The 21,425-nt window shown below is 58.6% G+C and carries 18 protein-coding genes and 4 tRNA genes; 6 read left to right on the plus strand and 16 right to left on the minus strand.

What is annotated here, in order from left to right:
- Window positions 1-110: 110 nt before the first annotated feature.
- The 6 genes from HMPREF2849_RS08545 to HMPREF2849_RS08570 all read right to left on the minus strand — a co-directional run bounded on the left by HMPREF2849_RS08545 (window position 111) and on the right by HMPREF2849_RS08570 (window position 2,169).
- Window positions 111-893 carry a TatD family hydrolase gene (locus HMPREF2849_RS08545; RefSeq protein WP_049171604.1) on the minus strand — a complete coding sequence of 261 codons (783 nt, stop codon included), beginning with the start codon at window positions 891-893 and terminating at the stop codon, window positions 111-113.
- Window positions 893-1,672, minus strand: a complete 780-nt coding sequence (locus HMPREF2849_RS08550) for a tRNA threonylcarbamoyladenosine dehydratase (protein ID WP_049171606.1) — start codon at window positions 1,670-1,672, stop codon at window positions 893-895. The genes HMPREF2849_RS08545 and HMPREF2849_RS08550 overlap by 1 nt, the downstream gene beginning before the upstream one ends.
- A 76-nt stretch (window positions 1,673-1,748) precedes the next feature.
- Window positions 1,749-1,821 (minus strand) — tRNA-Glu (locus tag HMPREF2849_RS08555).
- Between the two features lie 52 nt (window positions 1,822-1,873).
- A tRNA-Gln gene (locus tag HMPREF2849_RS08560) sits at window positions 1,874-1,945 on the minus strand.
- Window positions 1,946-1,975: 30 nt separating this feature from the next.
- Window positions 1,976-2,048 (minus strand) — tRNA-Glu (locus tag HMPREF2849_RS08565).
- 49 nt (window positions 2,049-2,097) lie between these two features.
- Window positions 2,098-2,169, minus strand: a tRNA-Gln gene (locus tag HMPREF2849_RS08570).
- Between the two features lie 296 nt (window positions 2,170-2,465).
- Here HMPREF2849_RS08570 and HMPREF2849_RS08575 point away from each other — a divergent pair.
- Window positions 2,466-3,878, plus strand: coding sequence for a hypothetical protein (locus tag HMPREF2849_RS08575; RefSeq protein ID WP_224433166.1), 1,413 nt, complete (start codon window positions 2,466-2,468; stop codon window positions 3,876-3,878).
- On the opposite strand, the gene gltX is transcribed toward HMPREF2849_RS08575, so the two are convergent.
- Together gltX and HMPREF2849_RS08585 are read right to left on the minus strand one after the other, a co-directional pair.
- A complete protein-coding gene (gene gltX / locus HMPREF2849_RS08580) occupies window positions 3,862-5,349 on the minus strand; it encodes a glutamate--tRNA ligase (RefSeq protein WP_070546718.1) in 1,488 nt (495 codons plus the stop codon). The genes HMPREF2849_RS08575 and gltX overlap by 17 nt on opposite strands.
- Window positions 5,350-5,406: 57 nt before the next feature.
- Window positions 5,407-6,120 carry a TIM barrel protein gene (locus HMPREF2849_RS08585; protein ID WP_246815975.1) on the minus strand — a complete coding sequence of 238 codons (714 nt, stop codon included), beginning with the start codon at window positions 6,118-6,120 and terminating at the stop codon, window positions 5,407-5,409.
- Between HMPREF2849_RS08585 and HMPREF2849_RS08590 the strand changes: the two genes are divergently transcribed.
- Window positions 6,119-6,841: an SDR family oxidoreductase gene (locus tag HMPREF2849_RS08590; protein ID WP_070605133.1), complete on the plus strand. Its 723-nt coding sequence runs from the start codon at window positions 6,119-6,121 to the stop codon at window positions 6,839-6,841. The genes HMPREF2849_RS08585 and HMPREF2849_RS08590 overlap by 2 nt on opposite strands.
- A 56-nt stretch (window positions 6,842-6,897) precedes the next feature.
- On the plus strand, window positions 6,898-8,130 hold the full coding sequence (locus tag HMPREF2849_RS08595; RefSeq protein WP_070605049.1) for an isochorismate synthase: 1,233 nt from the start codon (window positions 6,898-6,900) through the stop codon (window positions 8,128-8,130).
- A 12-nt stretch (window positions 8,131-8,142) separates the two neighbouring features.
- On the opposite strand, the gene HMPREF2849_RS08600 is transcribed toward HMPREF2849_RS08595, so the two are convergent.
- From HMPREF2849_RS08600 to HMPREF2849_RS08610, 3 genes are all read right to left on the minus strand, one after another.
- The gene (locus HMPREF2849_RS08600; protein WP_048735367.1) at window positions 8,143-8,931 is read right to left on the minus strand and encodes a fumarylacetoacetate hydrolase family protein; all 789 of its coding nucleotides are present in this window, start codon (window positions 8,929-8,931) and stop codon (window positions 8,143-8,145) included.
- Between the two features lie 65 nt (window positions 8,932-8,996).
- Entirely contained in the window at window positions 8,997-9,551 is a 555-nt protein-coding gene (locus HMPREF2849_RS08605) for a 3'-5' exonuclease (RefSeq protein ID WP_246821108.1), read from the minus strand.
- A gap of 40 nt (window positions 9,552-9,591) precedes the next feature.
- Window positions 9,592-11,466, minus strand: a complete 1,875-nt coding sequence (locus HMPREF2849_RS08610; RefSeq protein WP_049172113.1) for a DUF294 nucleotidyltransferase-like domain-containing protein — start codon at window positions 11,464-11,466, stop codon at window positions 9,592-9,594.
- A gap of 61 nt (window positions 11,467-11,527) precedes the next feature.
- Between HMPREF2849_RS08610 and HMPREF2849_RS08615 the strand changes: the two genes are divergently transcribed.
- Window positions 11,528-12,181, plus strand: coding sequence for a mycothiol transferase (locus HMPREF2849_RS08615; protein WP_070862880.1), 654 nt, complete (start codon window positions 11,528-11,530; stop codon window positions 12,179-12,181).
- Between the two features lie 27 nt (window positions 12,182-12,208).
- On the opposite strand, the gene HMPREF2849_RS08620 is transcribed toward HMPREF2849_RS08615, so the two are convergent.
- From HMPREF2849_RS08620 to HMPREF2849_RS08635, 4 genes are all read right to left on the minus strand, one after another.
- Complete coding sequence (locus tag HMPREF2849_RS08620) at window positions 12,209-13,225, minus strand: 3-isopropylmalate dehydrogenase (RefSeq protein ID WP_101687711.1); 1,017 nt, start codon at window positions 13,223-13,225, stop codon at window positions 12,209-12,211.
- Between the two features lie 68 nt (window positions 13,226-13,293).
- Window positions 13,294-13,716 carry a hypothetical protein gene (locus HMPREF2849_RS08625; protein ID WP_070603765.1) on the minus strand — a complete coding sequence of 141 codons (423 nt, stop codon included), beginning with the start codon at window positions 13,714-13,716 and terminating at the stop codon, window positions 13,294-13,296.
- 49 nt (window positions 13,717-13,765) lie between these two features.
- Window positions 13,766-14,821: a hypothetical protein gene (locus tag HMPREF2849_RS08630; RefSeq protein WP_070862882.1), complete on the minus strand. Its 1,056-nt coding sequence runs from the start codon at window positions 14,819-14,821 to the stop codon at window positions 13,766-13,768.
- 202 nt (window positions 14,822-15,023) lie between these two features.
- A complete protein-coding gene (locus tag HMPREF2849_RS08635) occupies window positions 15,024-16,538 on the minus strand; it encodes an acetyl-CoA hydrolase/transferase family protein (protein WP_070605060.1) in 1,515 nt (504 codons plus the stop codon).
- Window positions 16,539-16,827: 289 nt separating this feature from the next.
- Between HMPREF2849_RS08635 and HMPREF2849_RS08640 the strand changes: the two genes are divergently transcribed.
- A complete protein-coding gene (locus HMPREF2849_RS08640; RefSeq protein WP_049172106.1) occupies window positions 16,828-17,904 on the plus strand; it encodes a GTP-binding protein in 1,077 nt (358 codons plus the stop codon).
- A gap of 151 nt (window positions 17,905-18,055) precedes the next feature.
- Window positions 18,056-19,558 carry an acetyl-CoA hydrolase/transferase family protein gene (locus HMPREF2849_RS08645; RefSeq protein WP_049172105.1) on the plus strand — a complete coding sequence of 501 codons (1,503 nt, stop codon included), beginning with the start codon at window positions 18,056-18,058 and terminating at the stop codon, window positions 19,556-19,558.
- Window positions 19,559-19,679: 121 nt separating this feature from the next.
- Here the strand turns inward: HMPREF2849_RS08645 and serA are convergent, their stop codons facing one another.
- Window positions 19,680-21,275, minus strand: coding sequence for a phosphoglycerate dehydrogenase (gene serA, locus HMPREF2849_RS08650; RefSeq protein WP_070862891.1), 1,596 nt, complete (start codon window positions 21,273-21,275; stop codon window positions 19,680-19,682).
- Window positions 21,276-21,425 lie beyond the last annotated feature (150 nt).

Below are 21,425 nucleotides of genomic sequence, written 5' to 3' on the forward strand. Positions count from 1 at the left end.
GTCCTAGGCCGCTAGACGAACGGGGCTTAGAACTTTTCATCCGCGCGCTGCGGACTTGTTAAACAATACACTAGACGTGGATAGTAACTGCAAATCCGCAGGTTAAGGCATTAAATCCCTAGCGTTTTCGCATTGTTGGCCAGCTCGTTTGCAAGCTCCGCTTCATCCATTTTTCGCAAGGCCGCAACCTCGGCGACAGTTTCCCGCAACGCAGCGACTACCTCTGCAGCGACCGCTTCCACCGCGTCACCGCTTCCAGGCTCGCGCGGAAGGTCTGTCTCCAGCAAGAGCCTATCGACGGGCACCTGCGACACATAGGCCCGTCCGCGCTTTGTCCGCAACATGAGCGGGTTGACGGAGATATAACCACCGGCGCGGATCAGCCGCGTCAGTTCATCGCTAGTGCCACCGAAGCGGTGAAAGATGGGCACGAAGGTCTCGCCTGGTGCGACGCTGGAGCTGGTGTCCAAACGTGGTTCGATTAGGCCAAGCACCACACCAGCACTCCGAACCGTGTGAATGGACAGGATATGTGACAGGCTCGAGGCTTGGACAGCATCCAGGATGCTGGTAAAGACATGGATTTGAGTCTCGGCAGAAACGTCGTCAAGCCTGCGGGGCGCGAAGTCCAAGCCAATCTCGCCGATGAAGCGAGTGCGAGGGAGGGCCGCGCGAAAAATCTCGAGCTCTCGCTCATAGTTGCCATCGATGTACCACGGGTGATAGCCCACGGCGGCCATGGGCAAGCTTTCACTCTCTAGCTCGACAAAGCCGGAGGGCCGGACCGTCTGCGCGATAATCTCTACACCCTCCCGTGCAAGATCAGCCTTAAAACGCTCGCGCGAATCCTGTGGCAGGAAGTCGTAGTGAAAGTGGGTATCGATGAACCGCATTACTTTTCCGTCGGTGGCTGGCTATCGTCGGCTGGACCGCCGATTCGCGGGGCCAGCGGGGTTTCCTCGAACCCGAGCAGACGGCGAATGACCTTTCCGGCCAGCATCTGCCCCATGATTGGCGGTATGTAGCTCATGGTACCGAGGGTTTCCGCTTTGGTGCCGCTGCCCTTGTCCGCAATGCGCACAGGCTCTTCGGATGAGTACAGCACTTCAAGACCGCGAATGCGTCGGCGGATACACACCTGACGGACGACCTTCGCCAGCGGACAGACCTTTGTCTTATTGATTTTTGAGAAGGTCAGCCGAGATGGGTCGAGCTTATTTCCGCCGCCCATAGCGGAAATGAGGTGGATGCGATTTTCCGCGCACCACTGCGCGATCTCAATTTTCCCGGTGACATCGTCGATAGCGTCGATGATGTAATCCGGACGCGGGAACTTCTCGAAGGTCTCTGACAGGTTTTCGCGTGTGAGAAAAATCTGGCGGGCATAGGTCGTACAATCCGGGTTGATATCGGCAACCATCGCCTCCATAACCTCGGCTTTGACCCGACCAATCGTGGAGACAAATGCCAGCGCCTGACGGTTGAGATTGCTCGGCTCCACGACATCGCCGTCAATCAAGATGAGGTTGCCCACGCCACCTCTCGCGAGAGCTTCGGCACAACTCGACCCCACGCCTCCGAGTCCGACAACCATGACGGTAGATTCAGCCAACGTTTCCAGCCCCTCCTCCCCTAGGAGAAGCTTCAGTCGTGCGAAACGTTCACTGGTCATAGTCACCTCTGGTCATAGCGGCCTCGATTCTTAAAAAACAAAAACTCCCCAGCCAACTGACTGGGGAGTAACTTTGTACCCCGTACGGGATTTGAACCCGTGTTACCGCCGTGAGAGGGCGGCGTCCTAGGCCGCTAGACGAACGGGGCTTAGAACTGAATTCAACTCAACTAATCAAGTTAGTTAAGCAAGCGAATTCCGCTGGCCTACCAGGACTCGAACCTAGAATGACGGTACCAGAAACCGTTGTGTTGCCAATTACACCATAGGCCATTAAAGACTGGCGCTTTCGCGCTGTCTTTGTACCCCGTACGGGATTTGAACCCGTGTTACCGCCGTGAGAGGGCGGCGTCCTAGGCCGCTAGACGAACGGGGCTTAGAACCTTGCAGTTAGTGAATACATTCAACAATGAACTTCTTCACTGCTGGCCTACCAGGACTCGAACCTAGAATGACGGTACCAGAAACCGTTGTGTTGCCAATTACACCATAGGCCATCGCTGCTGAACGCAACGAGGAATAATATAGCCAATTGGCGTGAACAAGAGCAAATCACCTGGTCAAAGGTTCGTTGTCAAAGGTTCGTTTAAATTCGCGAGTTCCCCACAGCCCACCTCAGCAGAGCGCATAACTAATGCATAACCAATGCAGTGCATCTAACTAACGCAATCCCAGATCGAAAGCCCATTCGATCGCAGCTCAAAGTCGATCCGCCCTTCAGGAGACACTTCGTGGTGAAGCGGCTGGCAAACAGCCGCCACACACCACAAACCATCCCTGAAAGGCAAGCATCATGACTTCCCCCACAACAACGGCAACAGCAACCGCCCCCATCACACTCGAGCTGGAGTTCTCCGACATCACGGAGCAAATGAACGGCACCATCGGCCGCGTCATCGGCACTGTCACTATCCGTCAGTTCGCGAAAATCATCTCGGGCCTCAACCTCGATGCCAACCCACGCGTGTCCCGCACCGGCCGCATCACCGATGCCATCATGGAAACCATCGACACCACGCCGGAGCTCTTCGCCTACAAGTCCAAGGGTGTGCTCCTGGCCTCCACTCAGTTCACCAGTGAAGACAATCTCTACCGCTTCACCTTCAGCAACCGTCGCATCGAAGGCATCCTCGACGGCGGCCACAACTCGCTGGCTATTGCGCTGTTCGTCCTGGGCAAGCTCACTCCACCGCCTAGCCGCAAAATCAAGACGTGGTCCGAAATGAAGGAGGTCTGGATGGAGCGCTCCGAGGAAATCGAGGAATTGCTTGCCGACGAAAGCCTCACCGAGCTCGATGCCAAGGTTCCGGTAGAGGTACTCGTTCCCGGTGCTCGGGACGAGGACACTGTGCAGGACTTCTCCGATGCTCTGCTCGATATCTGTGCCGCCCGCAACAACAATGCGGAGCTCAAGGCGGAAGCAAAGCTCAATCGCGCCGGCTACTTTGACGATCTGAAGCATGCTCTGCCGCAGGGAATTAGCGACAACGTGCAGTGGCGCACCAACGATACTGGTCGACTAAAGGTGGGCGATGTCATCGCTATGGCGTGGATTCCACTGTCCTGTATTGACCTGCCGAAGGATGCCGACGGCAAGCAGATTGAAGCACCGACCCCTACCAGCCTCTACTCCGGAAAGGCCAAGCTGCTTGACCGCTTCGAGGATGTCATGAGTTCCCCAGAGGTCACTAAGCCCAGCACTGAAAGTATCAATGAGCGCACCGAAGAGGTCGTTCTCTACAACGAGAAGGTCCGCAGTGCCTTGAACCTCACGCGTGACTTCATCGATATTTTCGAGCGCATCAACGCGGAGCTACCCGATCTCTACAACAAGAGTGGCGGCAAATTCGGCGGCATTGATGCTGTTGACAAGGCCAACAAGAAGAATCCGCGGACTGGCAAAACTCCACAGAAGTACTCGAAGTTCTACCGCCAGCCCATCGGCTACGCGATTCCGGACGGGTTCATCTACCCACTCGTGTACGCCTTTGCCGCACTGCTCAAGCAAAACGAAGACGGCACGGTCTACTGGGGAACCGACTGGCACGAGTTCTTCAATAACCACATGGGGTCGCTGGTCAAGGACTACCGCGAAACCTCCATGAACATGCTGAACCGCGACCCGCAGAAGGTGGGCAAGGAAGCGGGCTCTTACACGAACCTGCTTCGCTCAGCCCAGCTCGCACTCTTTACTGAGCAGCAGTAAAAGGAGTGACCTCGAGAGCCTTGCGCAGTCGGCTCAGGCTGCGGCTGCGGCCAAGCAGCTCCATGGACTCGAACAGCGGCGGCGATACCTGAGCACCAGTTACAGCCACGCGCACCGGGCCGAAGGCCTTGCGTGGCTTCAGCTCCAGGTCCTCGATGAGGGCCTTCTGAAGTGCAGCTTCGAGCTTCTCGGTGATGAAGTCCTCTTCGCTGAGCGGCTCCACAGCTGCAATGGTGGCCTCCAGGACAGCAACAGCGTCTTCCTTGAAGTTACGGCGTGCCGAGCGCTCATCGAAGGTGAACTCGTCCTCTTCCACAACCAGGAACTTCGAGAGGTCCCAGGCGTCGGAAAGCGTCTTCACACGAGTCTGCAGCAGCGTTGCCAGGAAAGCGAACTTATCCGCCGGGTAGTCGGACGGGAAGTCAAAGTGGCTTTCCAAATACGTGCGCAGACGCTGTTCGAAGTCCTTCGGATCGAGCATGCGGATGTGGTCGGCGTTGATAGCGTCGGCCTTCTTCTGGTCGAAGCGGGCCGGGTTGGACAGCACATCGTGGATATCGAAGGCCTTAACCATCTCGTCCATGGTGAAGATGTCCTGATCGCCGTCCATAGACCAACCCAGCAGAGCCAGGTAGTTCAGCAGACCCTCGCGGATGAAACCGTTATCGCGGTGGATGAAGAGGTTGGACTGTGGGTCGCGCTTGGACAGCTTCTTATTGCCCTCGCCCATAACGAACGGCAGGTGACCGAACTCCGGGGTGAACTTGGCGACACCGATACGCTTCAGCGACTCGTAGAGAGCAATCTGGCGCGGGGTCGATGGCAGCAAATCCTCACCACGCAGGACGTGAGTAATCTCCATCAGAGCGTCATCGACCGGGTTAACCAGGGTGTAGAGCGGTTCACCGTTGGAGCGGGCGATGACAAAGTCCGGAACCAGGCCGGCCTTGAACTCAATGCGACCGCGAACGAGGTCCTCGAAGACAATGTCCTCGTCCGGCATGCGCAGGCGGATCACCGGCTTGCGACCCTCTGCACGGAAGGCTTCCTTCTGCTCCTCGGTCAGGTTGCGGTCGTAGTTGTCGTAGCCCAGCTTCGGGTCACGGCCGGCGGCCTTGTGGCGCTCCTCAACCTCTTCAGCGGTGGAAAAGGCCTCGTAAGCTTCACCAGCGTCAATGAGGCGCTGCAACACATCGGCGTAGATGTCCTTGCGCTGCGACTGGCGGTACGGGCCGTGCGGACCACCGACATCGATGCCCTCGTCCCAGTCAATACCGAGCCAATTCAGGGCCTCGATGATTGCCTGATAGGACTCTTCGGAGTCGCGAGCGGCATCGGTATCTTCGATGCGGAAGACCAGCTTGCCACCAGTGTGACGGGCATATGCCCAGTTGAACAGGGCGGTGCGGATGAGGCCAACGTGCGGGGTACCGGTTGGCGACGGGCAAAAGCGTACGCGAACATCTGACATGCTTTCCCACGATACCCGCCCTCCCACCTGCAGGCATGCATAGGGTTTTACATAGGGTTACAGAGTCCATTCCCCAGTCACTTCACCGGCGTATCCAGCGGCGCGCAGCCGCTCAACCCAGCTGCGCAGTGGCGCCTCACCGGTGCCCGGCACGCCGCGGCCTGGGAAATCGGCAATCTGGACGTGCGCCGGCAGGCTCACTCTTCCGGCCTCCACATCGGTGAGCCAGGCATCCACGTCCACGCCATTGGCCGCAAAGTGGTAGAAGTCGGCGAGCACGCCAGCACCAGTCTGTTGCGCTAACTCCTCGGCCTGCCAAGGATCGGTAATGGGGTAATCGTCCATCCCGGACAGCGGCTCAATCAACGCGCGGACACCGCTGAGCTCCAGCTGGGCAGTGATCTCAGTCAGTCGGTGCACTTGCAGGTCCGCCAGTTCCCCAGACCGCCCCAGCAGCACGTTAGAGCATTTCAGCCCCGTGGCTCGCGCGATCTGGCTCACTGCTTCCAGGTGCCCCGTGGGCAGCCCGTCTGTATCGAGCACTCCTCGCTGCCCCGCTGTCATGTCCCCTCCCCACAGGTTCATGGCATAAAGACCAAGGCTGTCGTCAAAGAGGTCACAAAAGGCGGAAACCTCATCGGGTGCGGGCACTGCGAGGTCAAATGGCCACCAGAATTCCACGGCCGCGTAGCCGTCGTCACGCGCGGCGTTGACAGCATCGTGCGGGGACATGTGTGCGTAGACCGTAGAACAGTTAATAATGGTGCTCATGACCAAAACGGTAGTAGTAACTGGTGGCGGCGCGGGCATTGGTCGCGAAATTGCTCTGGCTTTCGCCGCCGATGGCTGGCACGTGCATATCTGCGGCAGGCGTATCGACGCGCTCGAGACTGTTGCCGCCGAAGCGGACAACATCACCTACTCCAGGTGTGACATCACCGACCCCGAACAGGTCCGTGCGATGTTTGAGAACGCGCAGGTGGCTACGGGAACCATCGATGTTGCAGTGCTCAATGCGGGGCTGCCCGGCACGCCCGCGGAGTTCGGAGAGACCGGCATTGAAGACTTCCGGGCGGTCATCGATACGAATGTGGTCGGCTCGTACCTGTGTGCACGCGAGGCTTTTTCGCGGATGAAGGCGGGGTGCGAGGGGAAGACAGAGCAAGCGGGCGGCCGAATCCTGGTCAATTGTTCTATCGCAGCGCAGGTGCCGAGAGCACACACGGCGGCGTACGCGACGTCGAAAAGCGCGCTTGCCGGAATGACCCACGTGCTTGCCCTCGACGGACGCGAGTATGGCATCACGGCAACGCGCATTGATATTGGCAATGCGCAGACTGACCTGTTGGGGACGTTCACAGGCAGCGAGCCGATGTTCGATGCCAAGCAGGCTGCGGAAACTTTCCTCTACGCCGCGAATCTGCCGGCAGGTGCCGTCATCGATCAGCTTACGATTACCGCTGCGGGTATGCCCTTTTTGGGCAGGGGTTAGCCTGCCCCTTAAACTGGAGCACAACTGGGTTTAGATTGAGGAGGCGGGTTAGGGCTATGTCCATGGAAAACCACCCCTCTCTGGGCGGCGGAAACGAAGAAGAGCAGCAGGAAAAGTCTCACCCGTCGAACGAGCCTGCAGCGACTCCGAAACGTTCGACGCGCTGGGACACGTCCCGCCCAACCACCGCTCCTGATTTTTTGCTCTCCCGTGCGCACGGCTCCATCCGCACGCAAGGTATTGAAGAGCAGATTTCCGACCCCTGGCTCGCAGCCGAGGGACTGCACTCGGGCATTCACAAAATGGTGGTCGGCGCCCTGCCCTTCGACTTGGACAAGCCCGCCGCCCTGACCGTTCCCCGGGAAGTCATCCGCTCCTCGCAGCCGCTGGAGCCACCCGCGCACTACCGCTGGAACGCACCCAAGCCTCACGCCAGCATCGTCGCTTACGATCCCCCGCTCGATGAGCACGCTGAGCGCATCGCCGCAGCAATCCGCACAATCGAGTACTCGGCGCTGGAAAAGGTCGTGCTCGCGCGCGCCGTGGAACTCGAAATCGATCCCCCGATTGACCCGCTCCTACTCGCATCGCGGCTGATCGACGGATCCCCCAACCGCGATGGCTTTGTCGTGGATCTCTCCCCCGCCGGTTCCGATTATGAGGGCAAGTTGCTCATCGGTTCCTCCCCGGAGATGCTGGTCCGCCGTACGGGCGACATCGTTGAGGCGTTTCCCTTGGCCGGGTCGCTGCCGAGGTCCCGGAATGAAGAGGTGGACCGGGCGTCGGCCCGTCGTTTAGCGGACTCGCGCAAGAACCTAGACGAGCATGCCTTCGTCGTCGACGACATCGCCGACAACTTGGCGCCACTGTGCAGTTCGCTGGATGTTCCGGACAGCCCCGAGCTGATGAGCACCGCCGAGATGTGGCACTTGGCCACGCATATCCGCGGTCGGTTGAAGGATCCGTCGCTGTCCGCGCTGGATTTGGCGCTGGTGGTGCACCCGACACCAGCCATTTGTGGCACGCCGACGGAATCCGCCTTCGGCGTTATTCAGGCCGTAGAGACCAACCGCGGCTTCTACTCGGGCGCTGTCGGCTGGTGCGATGAGAATGGCGACGGTGAGTTCGTGGTCTCCATTCGCTGTGCCGAAATCGACACTGAGGGGTCCGTGGCACGACTATGGGCCGGAGGCGGCATTGTGTCGCACTCCGACCCAGAAGAAGAAGTCACGGAGACCAGCGCCAAGATGGGCACTGTACTCCGCGCTTTTGGAGTTAAGGGCGCTTAAGCCCCTAGCGGCTTAAGCCCGCTCCACCGGGTTGGCCAGCTTGCCAATACCCGGAATCTCGATTTCGATGCGGTCGCCCGGGAACATCGCAGCGGTACCGGCCGGGGAGCCGGTGCAGATGACGTCACCCGGCAGCAGCGTAATCGAGGCGGTGATGAACTCGATGACCTCCGGGATGGACATAATCATCTGGTTGGAGTTGGAGTCCTGCTTAGTCTCGGTAACACCCTCGTGAGTCAGGTGCGCCTTGATTGGAAGCTCGTTGTAGTCCAGCTCCGTCTGGATCCACGGGCCCAGCGGGCAGAAGGTATCGATGCCCTTTGCGCGCGCCCACTGACCGTCGGCGAACTGCAGGTCACGGGAAGAAACATCATTGACGATGGTGTATCCGAAGATCACATCGTGAGCGTTTTCCTTCTTGACGTTCTTGCACGGCTTACCAATAACCAGTGCCAGCTCGCCCTCAAACTCGACGTTAGTGGCGAAATCCGGAATGCGAATCGGCGCTTCCGGACCAATAACGGCCGTCGGCGGCTTAATGAACATCGTCGGCGGCAGCGATTCTGCCGACTTCTTGAACACCTCGGCGACGTGGTCAGCGTAGTTACGACCAATAGCGATGACCTTCGACGGCAGCATCGGGGCAAGCAGACGTACGTCGGCAAGCGGCCAGGAACGACCAGTCTTATTCAGCTGACCGAAAGGGTGCCCTTCGATCTCGTGCAAAGTAACTTCATTGCCTTCGCCCTCGACGAGCGCGAAGCACATGCCCTCTGGGTGGGCGATTCGAGCAATACGCATAAAAATAGGGTACACGTCACATTGCAATAACTATGCAATGACCCCCACTCTCAAACATGTACGATTTAAACTCCGCGCGATTCCTGCGCAAGCCACACCAACGCACAAGCCAGCGCATCGTTGAACGCATGATGGGCCTTAAAACGGGGAATGCCGTACTTGTCGCACAGTGACCACAACCGCAGCTCATCACGGACCGGCTCGCGGTTGGCTCGCAGAATTGCGTCGTACTCGCGTGTCATCGTGTCCGCCACCGGCACATCAAAGCGCGCATCAAAGTACTTCCGGCACAACGGATCCAGGAAACCAACTTCCATCCGCGCGTAGTGCGCCAGCAGCTTCCGTCCCCGTAGAGCTTCTAACAGCTTGCCGACGGCCACCTCTGCCTCTACCCCGGTTGCGACCATGTCGTCGGTAAGCCCATGCACCGTCGCCGACTCGCCGACGCTCACCTCCTCGCGCTCTGGGCGAATGAGAAGGTGACCCGACTCTTCCAGCACGATGTCGCGGCCTTCGACGGCAACCCAACCGATGGAAAGCAACTGATCTTTGGAGGGATCCAGACCGGTGGTTTCCACATCGACCGCGAGCCAAGCATTGTCGCGGATAGGTGCGTCCAAGAGTTTCTTGCGGGGTTTGAAAAACTTCAACATTGCGCGCTCACGACATCGCCCGGATGGGATACTTCGCCCCGAGGCTCTGCTGCAACTTGCGGATAACACCAAACGCATCGCGCAGGTGCTCGCGTTCCAGGCTGGAGAGACGCTTCGGGTAGATGTGGTTATTCGGCTGCTCGCCAGCGTTGAACTGGGCCTGCTGGTGATGAAGCTGCACCGTGCACAGGAACTCGAACGCATCCGCCAGATCCTGCGCACCCTGACGGCTCACGCTTCCGGCACCCGCACTCGCCGCCAAGCGTTCACGCGTCGACAGCTGTGGCAGGCCGGCCGCCACAGTAAATAGACGCGCCATCTGCACCACAGCAGCAGTTCCCCCCTTTTTGATGTCCAGGGTCTCTGCGTGATCGCCGCCCTTTTCCAGCACTAGGCCCCGGAAGAAGCCGAGCGGCGGCTCCCGCCAGGCCGCGAGCTTGGCCAAGTGCGCATGCAGGCGCTGCGACCCCTGAGCCAGCGGCAGGTAGGCCGCACGAAGGCTCTCTACCAGTTGCACGTCGCCCGCTACCCCACGCATGTCGAAGAAGGTCTGTGCATGTAACAGGGCCTCTGCCTCCGGTGCCGTAATCCACCCGTGGAACGTGCGCAGCCACTGCGACTTGGTCATCCTCCACGCAGGATTGCTGGCCATCATGTCCCCTGGACAGAGCGGATAACCGACTCGGTCGAGGTTGGTGCAAATCTCGTCGCTAAGCGCGGCGAAATAGTCAGCATGAGCGTCGGCGTCGTAGTCGTCGGCGAGAACAAGCGCATTGTCCTGATCGGACGCGAGCCCCATCTCCCCGCGCCCATGCGAACCCAGTACCGCAAAGGCGTAGCTGACTGGTGGCGGCCCAAGCTTTTCCTCCGCCAGCGCAACCAGGCGTCGGGTGACAGCATCGGCCACGGCAGTCAGCAGCTTGGCGACCTCCTCCCCCGAATCACCTCGGTCAATAAACCGGCCGACAATCCGCCGCGCGTTCTGAGCAATCTCCGCAATCTCCGAGATATCGCTCTTCCGCGCCAGCGTCGCCGTCGCGTACACGGGATCGGTGTGCAGACTGCGCAGCAGGTCACCAATGACAATCATGCCGACCACTCTCGTCCCGTCGTGCACCGGCAGATGATGGTAACCGCGCTCAGCCATCAGCAGCATGGCCTCAAAAACCAGCAGGTCGGGACTGATGGTTTCCGGGTTCCCGGTCATCACTTCGCTTACAAGCGTCGCCGCGGGCTTCGCCTCTGCCAGCACTCGACGACGGAGGTCACGGTCAGTGATGATGCCGACGAGCGGGCTCTGGTTGGCGCCTGCAGACTCCATTACGAGCAAACTGGAGACATTCCGCTCCGTCATAATCTGCGCCGCCTCTTGTACTGTCGCATCAGCACTGCAGGTCACCAGCGATGTTTCCATCAGATCCGCAACCCGTGTGCGCAATGACTCCGATGCCGCAGTACTCCGCAGCTTCGATGCCACTGCGCGAATGCGCGCGTTCTCACCGCCGTAATAGCGCCGGACCTCTACGAACTGCTCATTGAGCTGGTCAAAAACCTCCTTGGAGATCACTAGGAATACGCAGTCCTCCACTGCCGTCATCGTGTATAGCGAAGGGTCACTGCTCAGCAGCGTCGAATAGCCGAAATGATCTCCCACATCTCGCCTGTCCAACAGCGTGCCAGCTGGGTCAAAGAGATCCACCATGCCGGAGCGAATAATGAAACAGCTGTTGTTATCCGCACCCGCCCGGATAATCTCCGTTCCACGACGGGCATAGCGCATGGTCAAAAGCGGTGGGATAGTCGCGCGCTCTTCATCGTTGAGGTCCGAAAAGGGGCGAGTATGGCTGAGGAAGTCTGCGATTTCCGCAAGCTCGACGGTCATGGGGTCAATTATCCCCTATTTTTGCTCCCAATAGGACTGATTTGCGGGAATACTCGACCTTATGACCAATTCCACACACAGCGCTTCAACAAATTCCGAATGGCCGCTCGACGCCCACATCCTCGGCAGGATGGACAAGCTCGCGGCACTCGTCGCCACGCTTGACGACGACGCCTTCAATGCAACCCTCCCCATCCCAGCCATTAACTCCCTGGCCGTGCTGTTACGACATGTGACCGGATCCGCGAGGTACTGGCTCGAGCGCGTCTGCCTTGGGCGTGATTATGTCCGTGATCGCGATGGGGAGTTTTCTGCTCATTGCAGTGTTTCGGAAGGGCTGGAGATTTACCACCGTGACCGCGCGGCCATTGAATCCGCGCTGGTGGAGTTGCAAGGCGTGGACCGCGCTGGTGCTCCTGCTGTTATTCCTACCGATAAGGACCGTTGGTGGTGCGGCAGCATCGAAGGCGTGATTGTGCATGTCTTCCACGAGGCGGCTCAGCACCTGGGACATGCGGAGATTACGAGGGATGCGCTAGTGGCAGGACTGGGAGGGGGTGATTCCGATAACGGCGCAGGAAGCTCATCCCCATACCCCCTTGACACCATCATCGATGTACTTCGCCAGGTCGGACATGCGTCGGACTTCATCGAGCACACCGCCGACGGTAAGACTCACATCACTACCGTCGATGGCAAAACTGTGATTGCCTAGCCCTCTCCCCCCCTATTTTTTACTGCGCTACTTCAAAGCAGCAGCAATGCGGTCGCCAACCTCAGCGGTCTTGATCGGGCCACTACCGCGAGTAGCCATGTCAGCTTCCACAGCAGCCTCGATGCGCTGAGCGTCTTCCTCACGACCCAGGTGGCGCAGCATCATGGCACCCGACAGAATGGCTGCGGTCGGGTCAGCGATCCCCTTGCCAGCAATGTCGGGAGCGGAGCCGTGAACGGGCTCAAACATGGACGGGTTGGTATTAGAGGCGTCAATGTTGCCGGACGCCGCCAGGCCGATACCGCCCGACACTGCACCAGCCTCATCAGTAATGATGTCGCCGAAGAGGTTGTCGGTGACGATGACGTCGAAACGCGAAGGATTAGTGACGAGGTAGATCGTCGCAGCGTCGATGTGCGAGTAATCGACATCTACCTCTGGGTATTCCTTAGCGACCTCATCGACCGTGCGCTGCCACATACCGCCACCGTGCACCAACACATTGGTCTTGTGGACAAGGGTCAGCTTCTTACGACGGGTCATAGCCAGCTCGAAGGCGTAGCGAACAACGCGCTCAGCACCGAAGCGGGTATTGACGGAGGTCTCGTTGGCAACCTCGTGTGGCGTGCCGACGCGAATCGCACCGCCGTTACCGGTGTAAGCACCTTCGGTTCCCTCGCGGACGACCACGAAATCAATTTCGCCCGGGTTCTTCAGCGGTGACTCGACACCCGGGAAGAGCTTGGAAGGACGCAGGTTGACGTGGTGATCCAGCGCGAAGCGCATCTTCAGCAACAGGCCGCGCTCGAGAACACCCGGAGGAACGTTCGCCGGGTCACCGATAGCACCGAGCAGAATAGCGTCGTGCTCACGCAGGGAGTCGAGATCGGCGTCGGTAAGCAGTTCGCCATTGCGCAAGTAGCGACGCGAGCCGAGGTCGTACTCGGTGGTGTCGAACTCGCCGATAGCAGCCTTGAGCACCTTCAGTGCCTCTGCCGTAACTTCCGTGCCGATGCCATCACCCGGGATGACGGCGATCTTCAGCTTTCCTGCCTCAGTCATTTTTTGAGATACCCTTCTCACTATATGGACACAAATGAGTGTAGCAGAACCTAGCGCTCACCCCCGTCACTGTCTGCGCGATTTTTACCATCTCCATCGTTTTCACAATCCACCCCGCCTACTGCTCTCTCCTTTTCCATATCCCGCCGCACCTTATCCACTAGGCCGCGGAGATTGTCATGCAATTTGCGACGTTTCTCATTGTGCTCAGCCAGCGCAGCGGTCTTCTTTTCAGTCTGCGAGGCAAAGGTGTAACGACCATGCCCAGTGTGCTCTTTTTCCGACTGCGCAAACGGCCCTTCATCACAAGAGAGGAACGTCCAAGCTTCGATCCCATCATCACCTCGAACAACTCGCCACATACCGGCAGTTTTGAGGTTGTGGTGCCTTCGACAGAGACAATGGAGATTATCTGTGTGCGTGACCCCTTCCTTTTGCCGCTCACCACCGGAAAGGCTGTGATCAAATTCCACAATATGGTCGATATCGCACTTTTCCGCGGGGACATCGCATCCAGGAAAACTACACACCGTCACGGGCACGCACGAATGCACGCTGAGACTCGGAGGGCCGATACCCCTCAACCGCACTATCCCCCAGCACCCGCAATGTCGATACCCGCTTCAGCCAAGACTCGGCCACCAGCGAAGAAAGCCAACCTGCGCCAGCGAGCCACACTGGAGTGTTTTCCGGTTCGCCATCCTCCCCGGGAGAGAGCACTCGGAAGAGTTCCAGATTCACCTCCACCTCACAAGTACCGCGTAACGCATGCATGAAAGCTGCCGCGCGACTCACTTTCATCTTCTTAGCCACTGCGTCGATAATTGCAAGGGCTTCCACTGCATGATGCCGCTCGAGGACAGTAGTCAGTGTCGTAACTCCAGCGTCACCATGTTCATCAACTGCGATAAACTCCTTAGCCGTCATACGATCGCCGAAGTAGTCGAGAGCCGCAGCTTGAACCTCCCGTACCTCCTCCGACTCCACGGGATTATCCGCCGACCCTCCATCCGCCTCGACCTGGTATGCCGCCGCATCAATTGCAGCATCTACGGTCGCCTCCACATTCCGGGCCAGGACCCTATCAGCCTGCAACCCAGCGACATCCACATCACGTGGCCGCACTTCCGGAGCACACTCACCAATCACTCGCTGCACCCGCGTTGCCATCGCACGCACGCCACGGAGTGCCTCCCCGTCGCGCCTAGGCTTAACGACGTCCACGAGACCCGACTCCACTGCGTCAACCTTGTCATCGGCTACAGGTCGGGTATGTTTACCAAGCATTGCTAAATGCCTCATCGACAAATGCCCGCGCTCCTGACACATTTCCGCTAGTTGCGGCATACGTCCAAGCATGTAGCCAATTTCCATATATTTGTTCACTTCGGCGCGTGAGATTCCAAGCACCACCGACCAATAAGCCAAATGAGCTTCGACATCGCCATCATCTGGTGGTGCGACCCGCTGAGCGATAACCATCTCCAGACGATTAATCTCGCGCATCACTTCAGCGAGCGAATGAGCCCTCACCTCATGGCTGAACCGAAATTCCCCACACGATTCCAACTCTGACATTGCACTGTCCCCTCCCTAACGAGGTCCCCTAACGAACAGTTCTTTATCAATTCGCCCACACCATATCCCCCCACCCCGGATTCAAACCGCTGCGCACCCCAAAAATCTCCACATTACTCGAACACTATTTCGAACTAAAGCCGAAAGAAAATCCCGCCCTACGACGCAAACTTCGTCGTAAAGCGGGAACCGCACTAGAAACCTAGTCGACCGGCTTCATGGAACCGTTTTCGAGGAAACGACGGTGGAAGTCATAAGAAGTACCCAGGTCATGCGGAGTATGCAGGTACGGGGTGACCCTCTCAGCACGCTCAACGTATTCGAGCAGCGCCTCCTTGTACATCGGGTGCGCACACTTCTCAATGACAACACGGGAACGCTGACGCGGCGCCAGCCCACGGAGGTCAGCCAGACCCTGCTCAGTGATGATGACCATCACGTCATGCTCAGTGTGGTCAACGTGAGAGACCATCGGCACGATTGCGGAAATGTCGCCATTCTTAGCCAGCGACGGGGACACAAACGTAGAGATGTAGGCGTTTCGGGTGAAGTCACCGGAACCGCCAATGCCGTTCATCATGCGGGAGCCAGCCACGTGAGTGGAGTTGACGTTGCCGTAGATGTCAGCCTCAATCATGCCGTTGGTGGTAATCAGCCCCATGCGGCGGACCAGACCCGGGTTGTTGGAGATGTCCTGCGGACGCAGAACAATCTTCTCGCGGTAGTCAGCAGCATTCTCATTCATACGAGCTGCGTACTCCGGGGACAGCGAGAATGCGGTACCGGAAGCCACGGTCAGCTTGCCAGCATCCATCAGGTCGACCATGCCGTCCTGGATAACCTCAGTGAAGGAGGTCAGGTTCTCATACTTGGAGTCGAGCAGGCCTGCGAGCACAGCGTTCGGAATGTTACCGACACCCGACTGCATCGGCAGCAGGTTCTCCGGCAGACGACCGGCCTTGACCTCCCCATCGAGGAAGTCGAGCAGGTAGCCGGCAATGGCCTTAGAGTCATCGTCCAGCGGCTTGAACGGCGAGTTACGGTCCTCGGCGTTCGTCTCGACGACAGCGACAACCTTATCGACATCGATCTGAACATCCGGAGTGCCGATGCGGTCCCCCGGGTTCACAATCGGAATCTCCTTACGGTTCGGAGGCAGCCCAACACTGTAGATGTCGTGCATACCCTCGAGATCCTCGGACTGCCAGGAGTTGACCTCAATAATGATCTTCTCTGCAGCATTCAAGTAAGAAATGCTGTTACCAACCGAAGAGGAAAGAATCAGGGATCCATCGGCCTTAATGCGAACAGCTTCGACCACAGCAACATTGACCGGGCCAAAGAAGCCCTGCTCAGTCATCGGGCCAGAGTGCGACAGGTGAATATCACTATAGAAGGCATCGCCTGCATTAATACGGTTACGCATTCCCGGGTCGGACTGGTACGGCATACGCCACTCAACACCATTGGCCTTCGCCAGCGCACCATCAAGTTCCGGAGCGGTAGACGCGCCGGTCAAGACCTTAATCTTGAACTCGTCGCCACGCTCGTGAGCGGCCTCCATGCGCTCAGCGAGAGCCGGCGGGACAACCTTCGGGTAGCCAGCACCGGTAAATCCGGCAAAGCCCACCATGTCTCCGTGGTTAATGAACTGCGCCGCCTCCTGCGCGGTCATCACCTTGGATTTGAGACCAGCATGGGCAATACGATCTGACATGAATTCACCTTTCTATATCCCCCAACGCGACTATCGGGGGTAGTGCCTCGAACACCAAAGCACACCCCCAACCCTATCAACGAAGCGGTTAGTGCCTTTCATTCAGATGCCCGAAAGCGCCCCCATTTTAGGCACACTTCACGCGACACTAAAGCCGACTACAACACCGTTTTATGCCCTACGTCACAACTGTCTGACAATAAGCCGTACGACACATTTACGACCCCTCGCCTAGCTCAATTCGCGCAGTAGTTATTGATAATCATTTTCAGTACGCTAATCTTGTCGGGTGACTTCTACCGAATTTTCTGATAGCACCACCGAGACCACTCCCGTCACCGTCCTGTCCGGATTCCTGGGCGCCGGCAAGACCACCCTCCTCAACAACCTCCTGGCAAACTCACAGGGGCGCAAAATCGCGGTCATCGTCAACGACTTCTCGGAAGTCAACGTCGACGCCGCCCTCATCGAGCAAGGCACATATCTCGAGCGCGGCGAGGACCGTTTCATCGAAATGTCCAACGGCTGCATCTGCTGCACGCTGCGAGATGACCTCGTTGAAAACGTCGGCAAGCTCGCGCGCAGCGGCAAGTTCGAGCACATCGTCATCGAATCCACCGGCATCTCCGAGCCCATGCCAGTCGCCGCTACCTTCGAGTGGGAATTCGACGACGGCCGTCGCCTCGCCGACATCGCCCCCATCGACACGATGGTCACGCTCGTCGACGCCTCTACATTCCTCGACAGTCTCCGCCAGGGACGCGCACTGCCTGACGACGAACGCACGGTCGCCGACCTCCTCGTCGACCAGGTGGAATTCGCCGATCTCATCCTCATCACCAAATCCGACCTCGCCGGCGAAAAGCTCACCGGCGGTACCGAGGAAACGATCCGCGCAATGAACCCCCGCGCACGCATCGTCCGCGTGACTAACGGCGAAATCGCCACCTCTGCCATTCTCGACGCATCGCTTTACGACGAAGGTACCGCGGCCACTTTCCACGGATATGCAGAAGAACTTGCGAATCCCCACACGCCGGAGACTGAAGAATACGGCATTTCTTCGGTTGTTTTCCGAGGCAATCGACCCTTCGACCGCGAACGACTAATCAAGGCTCTCCGCGGCACAAAGGGGCTCGTACGATCCAAGGGGCACTGCTGGATTTCCGACCGCCTCGAAGTCGCCCACGTGTGGAGTCAGGCGGGGCCGAACCTGAAAATCACCCCTGCCGTCATGTGGGCGCAGACCGATGTCCCACCATCCAATGAGGTCGTACTCATCGGTGTGAAATTTAACCCAGAGGCCACACTGCAAGCGTTCGAGGATGCCATGCTGACCGACGAAGAAGTGCGGGAATTGCTGTAACAAAGCCCCTGGAAGAGCGCCGATAAACGACCCGCTGAAGCGATCAGAGTGTCATAAATCACTTCTCAACCTGCGGGTGTGGCAACACACTGTTAGCGCATGCTAGGTTAGGCGACAAAACTAAAGTCGAACAGTCTATCTAGGAGATGACATGTCTGATCGCATCGCACATGCCGGTTTGCGCGGCAAGGTAATGACCGCCGACGAGGCTGCACAGTTTATCAATCATGGTGATGCCCTCGGCATCTCTGGCTTCACCGGTGCTGGCTACCCGAAGGCTCTGCCGACTGCGCTGGCAAACCGCGGCAAGGAACTCCACGCCAAGGGTGAAGAGTTCGCTGTCGACATCTACACTGGCGCTTCCACTGCCCCGGACTGTGACGGCGTGATGGCAGAAGCTGACATCATCCGCTACCGCATGCCGTACCAGGGCGATCCGGCACTGCGTAAGTCCATCAACTCGGGCAAGGCGAAGTACCAGGACATCCATCTCTCCCACTCCGCGCTGTACATCGAGCAGGGCTTCCTGCCGATTGACGCCGCAATTGTTGAGGTCACTCGTATTACGGAAGATGGACACCTCGTTCCGTCGTCAAGCGTTGGCAACAACGTCGAGTGGATGGACAACGCTGACAAGATCATCATTGAGGTCAACTCGTGGCAGTCCGAGGAACTCGAGGGCATGCACGACATCTACCGCATTCAGCACCTGCCTAACCGCACGCCGGTGCCGATCAACGCTCCGGGTGACCGCATTGGCACCCCTTACATCGACATCAACCTGGACAAGGTTGTCGCAGTTGTCGAGACCAACGCGCCGGACCGCAACTCCCCGTTCAAGCCGTTGGATGAGACCTCGAAGGCCATTGCCGGCCACTTCCTCGACTTCCTCGAGGGCGAAGTTCGCGCGGGTCGCCTGGCTTACGACCAGTACATCATGCAGTCGGGCGTCGGTAACGTTCCGAACGCCGTGATGGCGGGTCTGTTGGACTCCAAGTTTGAGAACATCAAGGCCTACACCGAGGTTATTCAGGACGGCATGATTGACCTGATTGACGCAGGTAAGATGACCGTCGCTTCGGCTACCTCCTTCTCCCTGTCTCCGGAAGCTGCCGAGCGTATGAACAACGAGGCTGCTCGCTACCGCGAGAACATCATTCTGCGCCCGCAGCAGATTTCTAACCACCCGGAGGTTGTCCGTCGCGTCGGCCTGATCGCCACCAACGGCATGATTGAGGCCGACATCTACGGCAACGTCAACTCCACCCACATCAACGGCTCCCGAATGATGAACGGCATCGGTGGTTCCGGTGACTTCACCCGTAACGCCTTCGTTTCTTCGTTCATCTCGCCGTCGCTGGCGAAGGACGGTGCGATTTCGACTATCGTTCCGTTCGCTTCGCACATTGACCACACCGAGCACGACGCCATGGTCATCATCACCGAGCGTGGATTCGCTGACCTGCGTGGCCTGGCACCACGTGACCGCGTGGCGAAGTTGATTTCCGTTGCACACCCGGAGTACCAGCCACTGCTGGAGGAGTACTACGAGCGCGCGCTGAAGACCGCTCCGGGCATGTCTACCCCGCACGATCTGCGTACTGCTTTCGACTTCCACGTCAACATGATTGAGAAGGGCTCGATGAAGGGCTAGGCAGTAGGGCTACGGCTGCATAGATCAGCTGGGAAACAAAAATCCCCTCCATGCGGAGGGGATTTTTCATGCAGTAGAAGCTGCGCTAGAGACTAGCTCTAAAACGTCTAGGCGCTCAGAACTAGTCCAGCTCAAGCTGCAGAGCGTGGGTAGCGGAGATCTCCTCGGTAATCTTTTCGACGAGCTCCTCCGGAACCTCCTTGGAAACGCGCAGCACCAGGATGGCAGTCTGATCTGCTTCCTGCGGAGACAGAGCAGCAGCCTCGATGTTGATGCCGGACTCACCCAGGGTGGTAGCAACGCAACCCAGAGCGCCCGGAACGTCCTTGTACAGCAGGAAGAGGTTACGGCCCTGAGCACGCATGTCGATGCCGCGGCCATTGATACGGACAATCTTCTCGACGCGGTTCAGGCCAGTGAGAGCACCAACGACGGTAGCGGTGGAGCCATCAGCACCGATGACCTTGACTTCGAGAACGGAGCGGTGGGAGACGGACTCCGGCTCGGTCTCGACAGTGAAGGTCACACCACGCTCTTCTGCGATACGCGGAGCGTTGACGAAAGTGACCGGCTCTTCCACCATGAGGGAGAACAGTCCACGGATTGCTGCCATACCCAGAACGTTAACGTCCTCAGTGTGCAGCTCACCGCGAGCGGTGACCTCAACAGCGGCCGGAGCGCCCTCGAGCAGACCGCCAGCAACCAGCCCCAGCTCACGAGCCAGCTCGAGCCACAGGGCCACCTCTTCACCGACAGCGCCACCGGAAACGTTGACAGCATCCGGGACGAACTCGCCAGCCAGTGCCAGCAGCACGGACTTAGCGACATCGGTACCCGCACGGTCCTGAGCCTCAACGGTGGAGGCACCCAGGTGCGGAGCACAAACAGTTTCCGGCAGACCAAACAGCGGGGAATCCGTGCACGGCTCGGTCGCGTATACGTCGAAGCCAGCACCGCGGATGTTGCCTGCCTTGATCGCGTCGGCAAGCGCCTGCTCGTCGACGAGACCGCCGCGGGCAGCGTTGATGATGATCTGGCCCTTCTTGGCCTTGCCCAGGAGCTCAGCATCGAACATGCCAGCGGTTTCCTTGGTCTTCGGCAGGTGGATGGTCACGAAATCAGCGCGAGACATCAGGTCTTCCAGCTCAACCAGCTCAACACCGAGCTGAGCAGCACGAGCCGGGTTCGCGTACGGATCGTACGCAATGATGTTGGTCTCGAAAGCAGCGAGACGCTGCGCAAACAGCTGGCCGATGTGACCGAAACCGACGATACCGACGGTCTTGCCGAAGATTTCGACACCCTTGAAGGAAGAGCGCTTCCACTCTCCCTCACGCAGGGACGCGTCCGCAGCCGGCAACTGGCGAGCGGTGGCCAGCAGCAGTGCGATTGCGTGCTCACATGCAGAGTGAATATTAGAGGTCGGAGCGTTGACAACCATGACGCCGCGCTTGGTAGCGGTATCGATGTCGACGTTATCCAGGCCAACGCCGGCGCGACCGACGATCTTCAGATTCGGAGCAGCCTCGAGGACTTCCTGATCCACGGTGGTAGCGGAGCGGACGAGAAGTGCGTCAGCATCACCAACCGCAGCCAGGAGCTCAGCGCGGTTCGGGCCATCTACCCAACGGACCTCAACGGAATCCCCCAATGCGTCCACAGTGGACTGTGCCAGCTTGTCGGCGATGAGGACAACGGGGCGAGCGTTCTGGCTCACAAGCATCTCCTGGTTTGTCTCGAAAAGTTTATGCAGTATGTGCGGTGTCACTTAAGAAAACTACTAAAGCGTGCACGCGCATTACGTCTCATCATAAACTCTGGGGGTGAGACACGGGGGGACTTACCTAAGCAAAACGGCGCTTACTAC

The organism is Corynebacterium sp. HMSC073B01, assembly GCF_001838255.1.
GTDB lineage: Bacteria > Actinomycetota > Actinomycetes > Mycobacteriales > Mycobacteriaceae > Corynebacterium > Corynebacterium jeikeium_D.

What these genes read in the sequence shown, in the direction of transcription:
- HMPREF2849_RS08545 (WP_049171604.1), bottom strand. Translation starts at nt 893, where the DNA reads ATGCGGTTCATCGATACCCACTTTCACTACGACTTCCTGCCACAGGAT.
- HMPREF2849_RS08550 (WP_049171606.1), bottom strand. Translation starts at nt 1,672, where the DNA reads ATGACCAGTGAACGTTTCGCACGACTGAAGCTTCTCCTAGGGGAGGAG.
- HMPREF2849_RS08575 (WP_224433166.1), top strand. Translation starts at nt 2,466, where the DNA reads ATGACTTCCCCCACAACAACGGCAACAGCAACCGCCCCCATCACACTC.
- gltX (WP_070546718.1), bottom strand. Translation starts at nt 5,349, where the DNA reads ATGTCAGATGTTCGCGTACGCTTTTGCCCGTCGCCAACCGGTACCCCG.
- HMPREF2849_RS08590 (WP_070605133.1), top strand. Translation starts at nt 6,119, where the DNA reads ATGACCAAAACGGTAGTAGTAACTGGTGGCGGCGCGGGCATTGGTCGC.
- HMPREF2849_RS08585 (WP_246815975.1), bottom strand. Translation starts at nt 6,120, where the DNA reads ATGAGCACCATTATTAACTGTTCTACGGTCTACGCACACATGTCCCCG.
- HMPREF2849_RS08595 (WP_070605049.1), top strand. Translation starts at nt 6,898, where the DNA reads ATGTCCATGGAAAACCACCCCTCTCTGGGCGGCGGAAACGAAGAAGAG.
- HMPREF2849_RS08600 (WP_048735367.1), bottom strand. Translation starts at nt 8,931, where the DNA reads ATGCGTATTGCTCGAATCGCCCACCCAGAGGGCATGTGCTTCGCGCTC.
- HMPREF2849_RS08610 (WP_049172113.1), bottom strand. Translation starts at nt 11,466, where the DNA reads ATGACCGTCGAGCTTGCGGAAATCGCAGACTTCCTCAGCCATACTCGC.
- HMPREF2849_RS08615 (WP_070862880.1), top strand. Translation starts at nt 11,528, where the DNA reads ATGACCAATTCCACACACAGCGCTTCAACAAATTCCGAATGGCCGCTC.
- HMPREF2849_RS08630 (WP_070862882.1), bottom strand. Translation starts at nt 14,821, where the DNA reads ATGTCAGAGTTGGAATCGTGTGGGGAATTTCGGTTCAGCCATGAGGTG.
- HMPREF2849_RS08635 (WP_070605060.1), bottom strand. Translation starts at nt 16,538, where the DNA reads ATGTCAGATCGTATTGCCCATGCTGGTCTCAAATCCAAGGTGATGACC.
- HMPREF2849_RS08645 (WP_049172105.1), top strand. Translation starts at nt 18,056, where the DNA reads ATGTCTGATCGCATCGCACATGCCGGTTTGCGCGGCAAGGTAATGACC.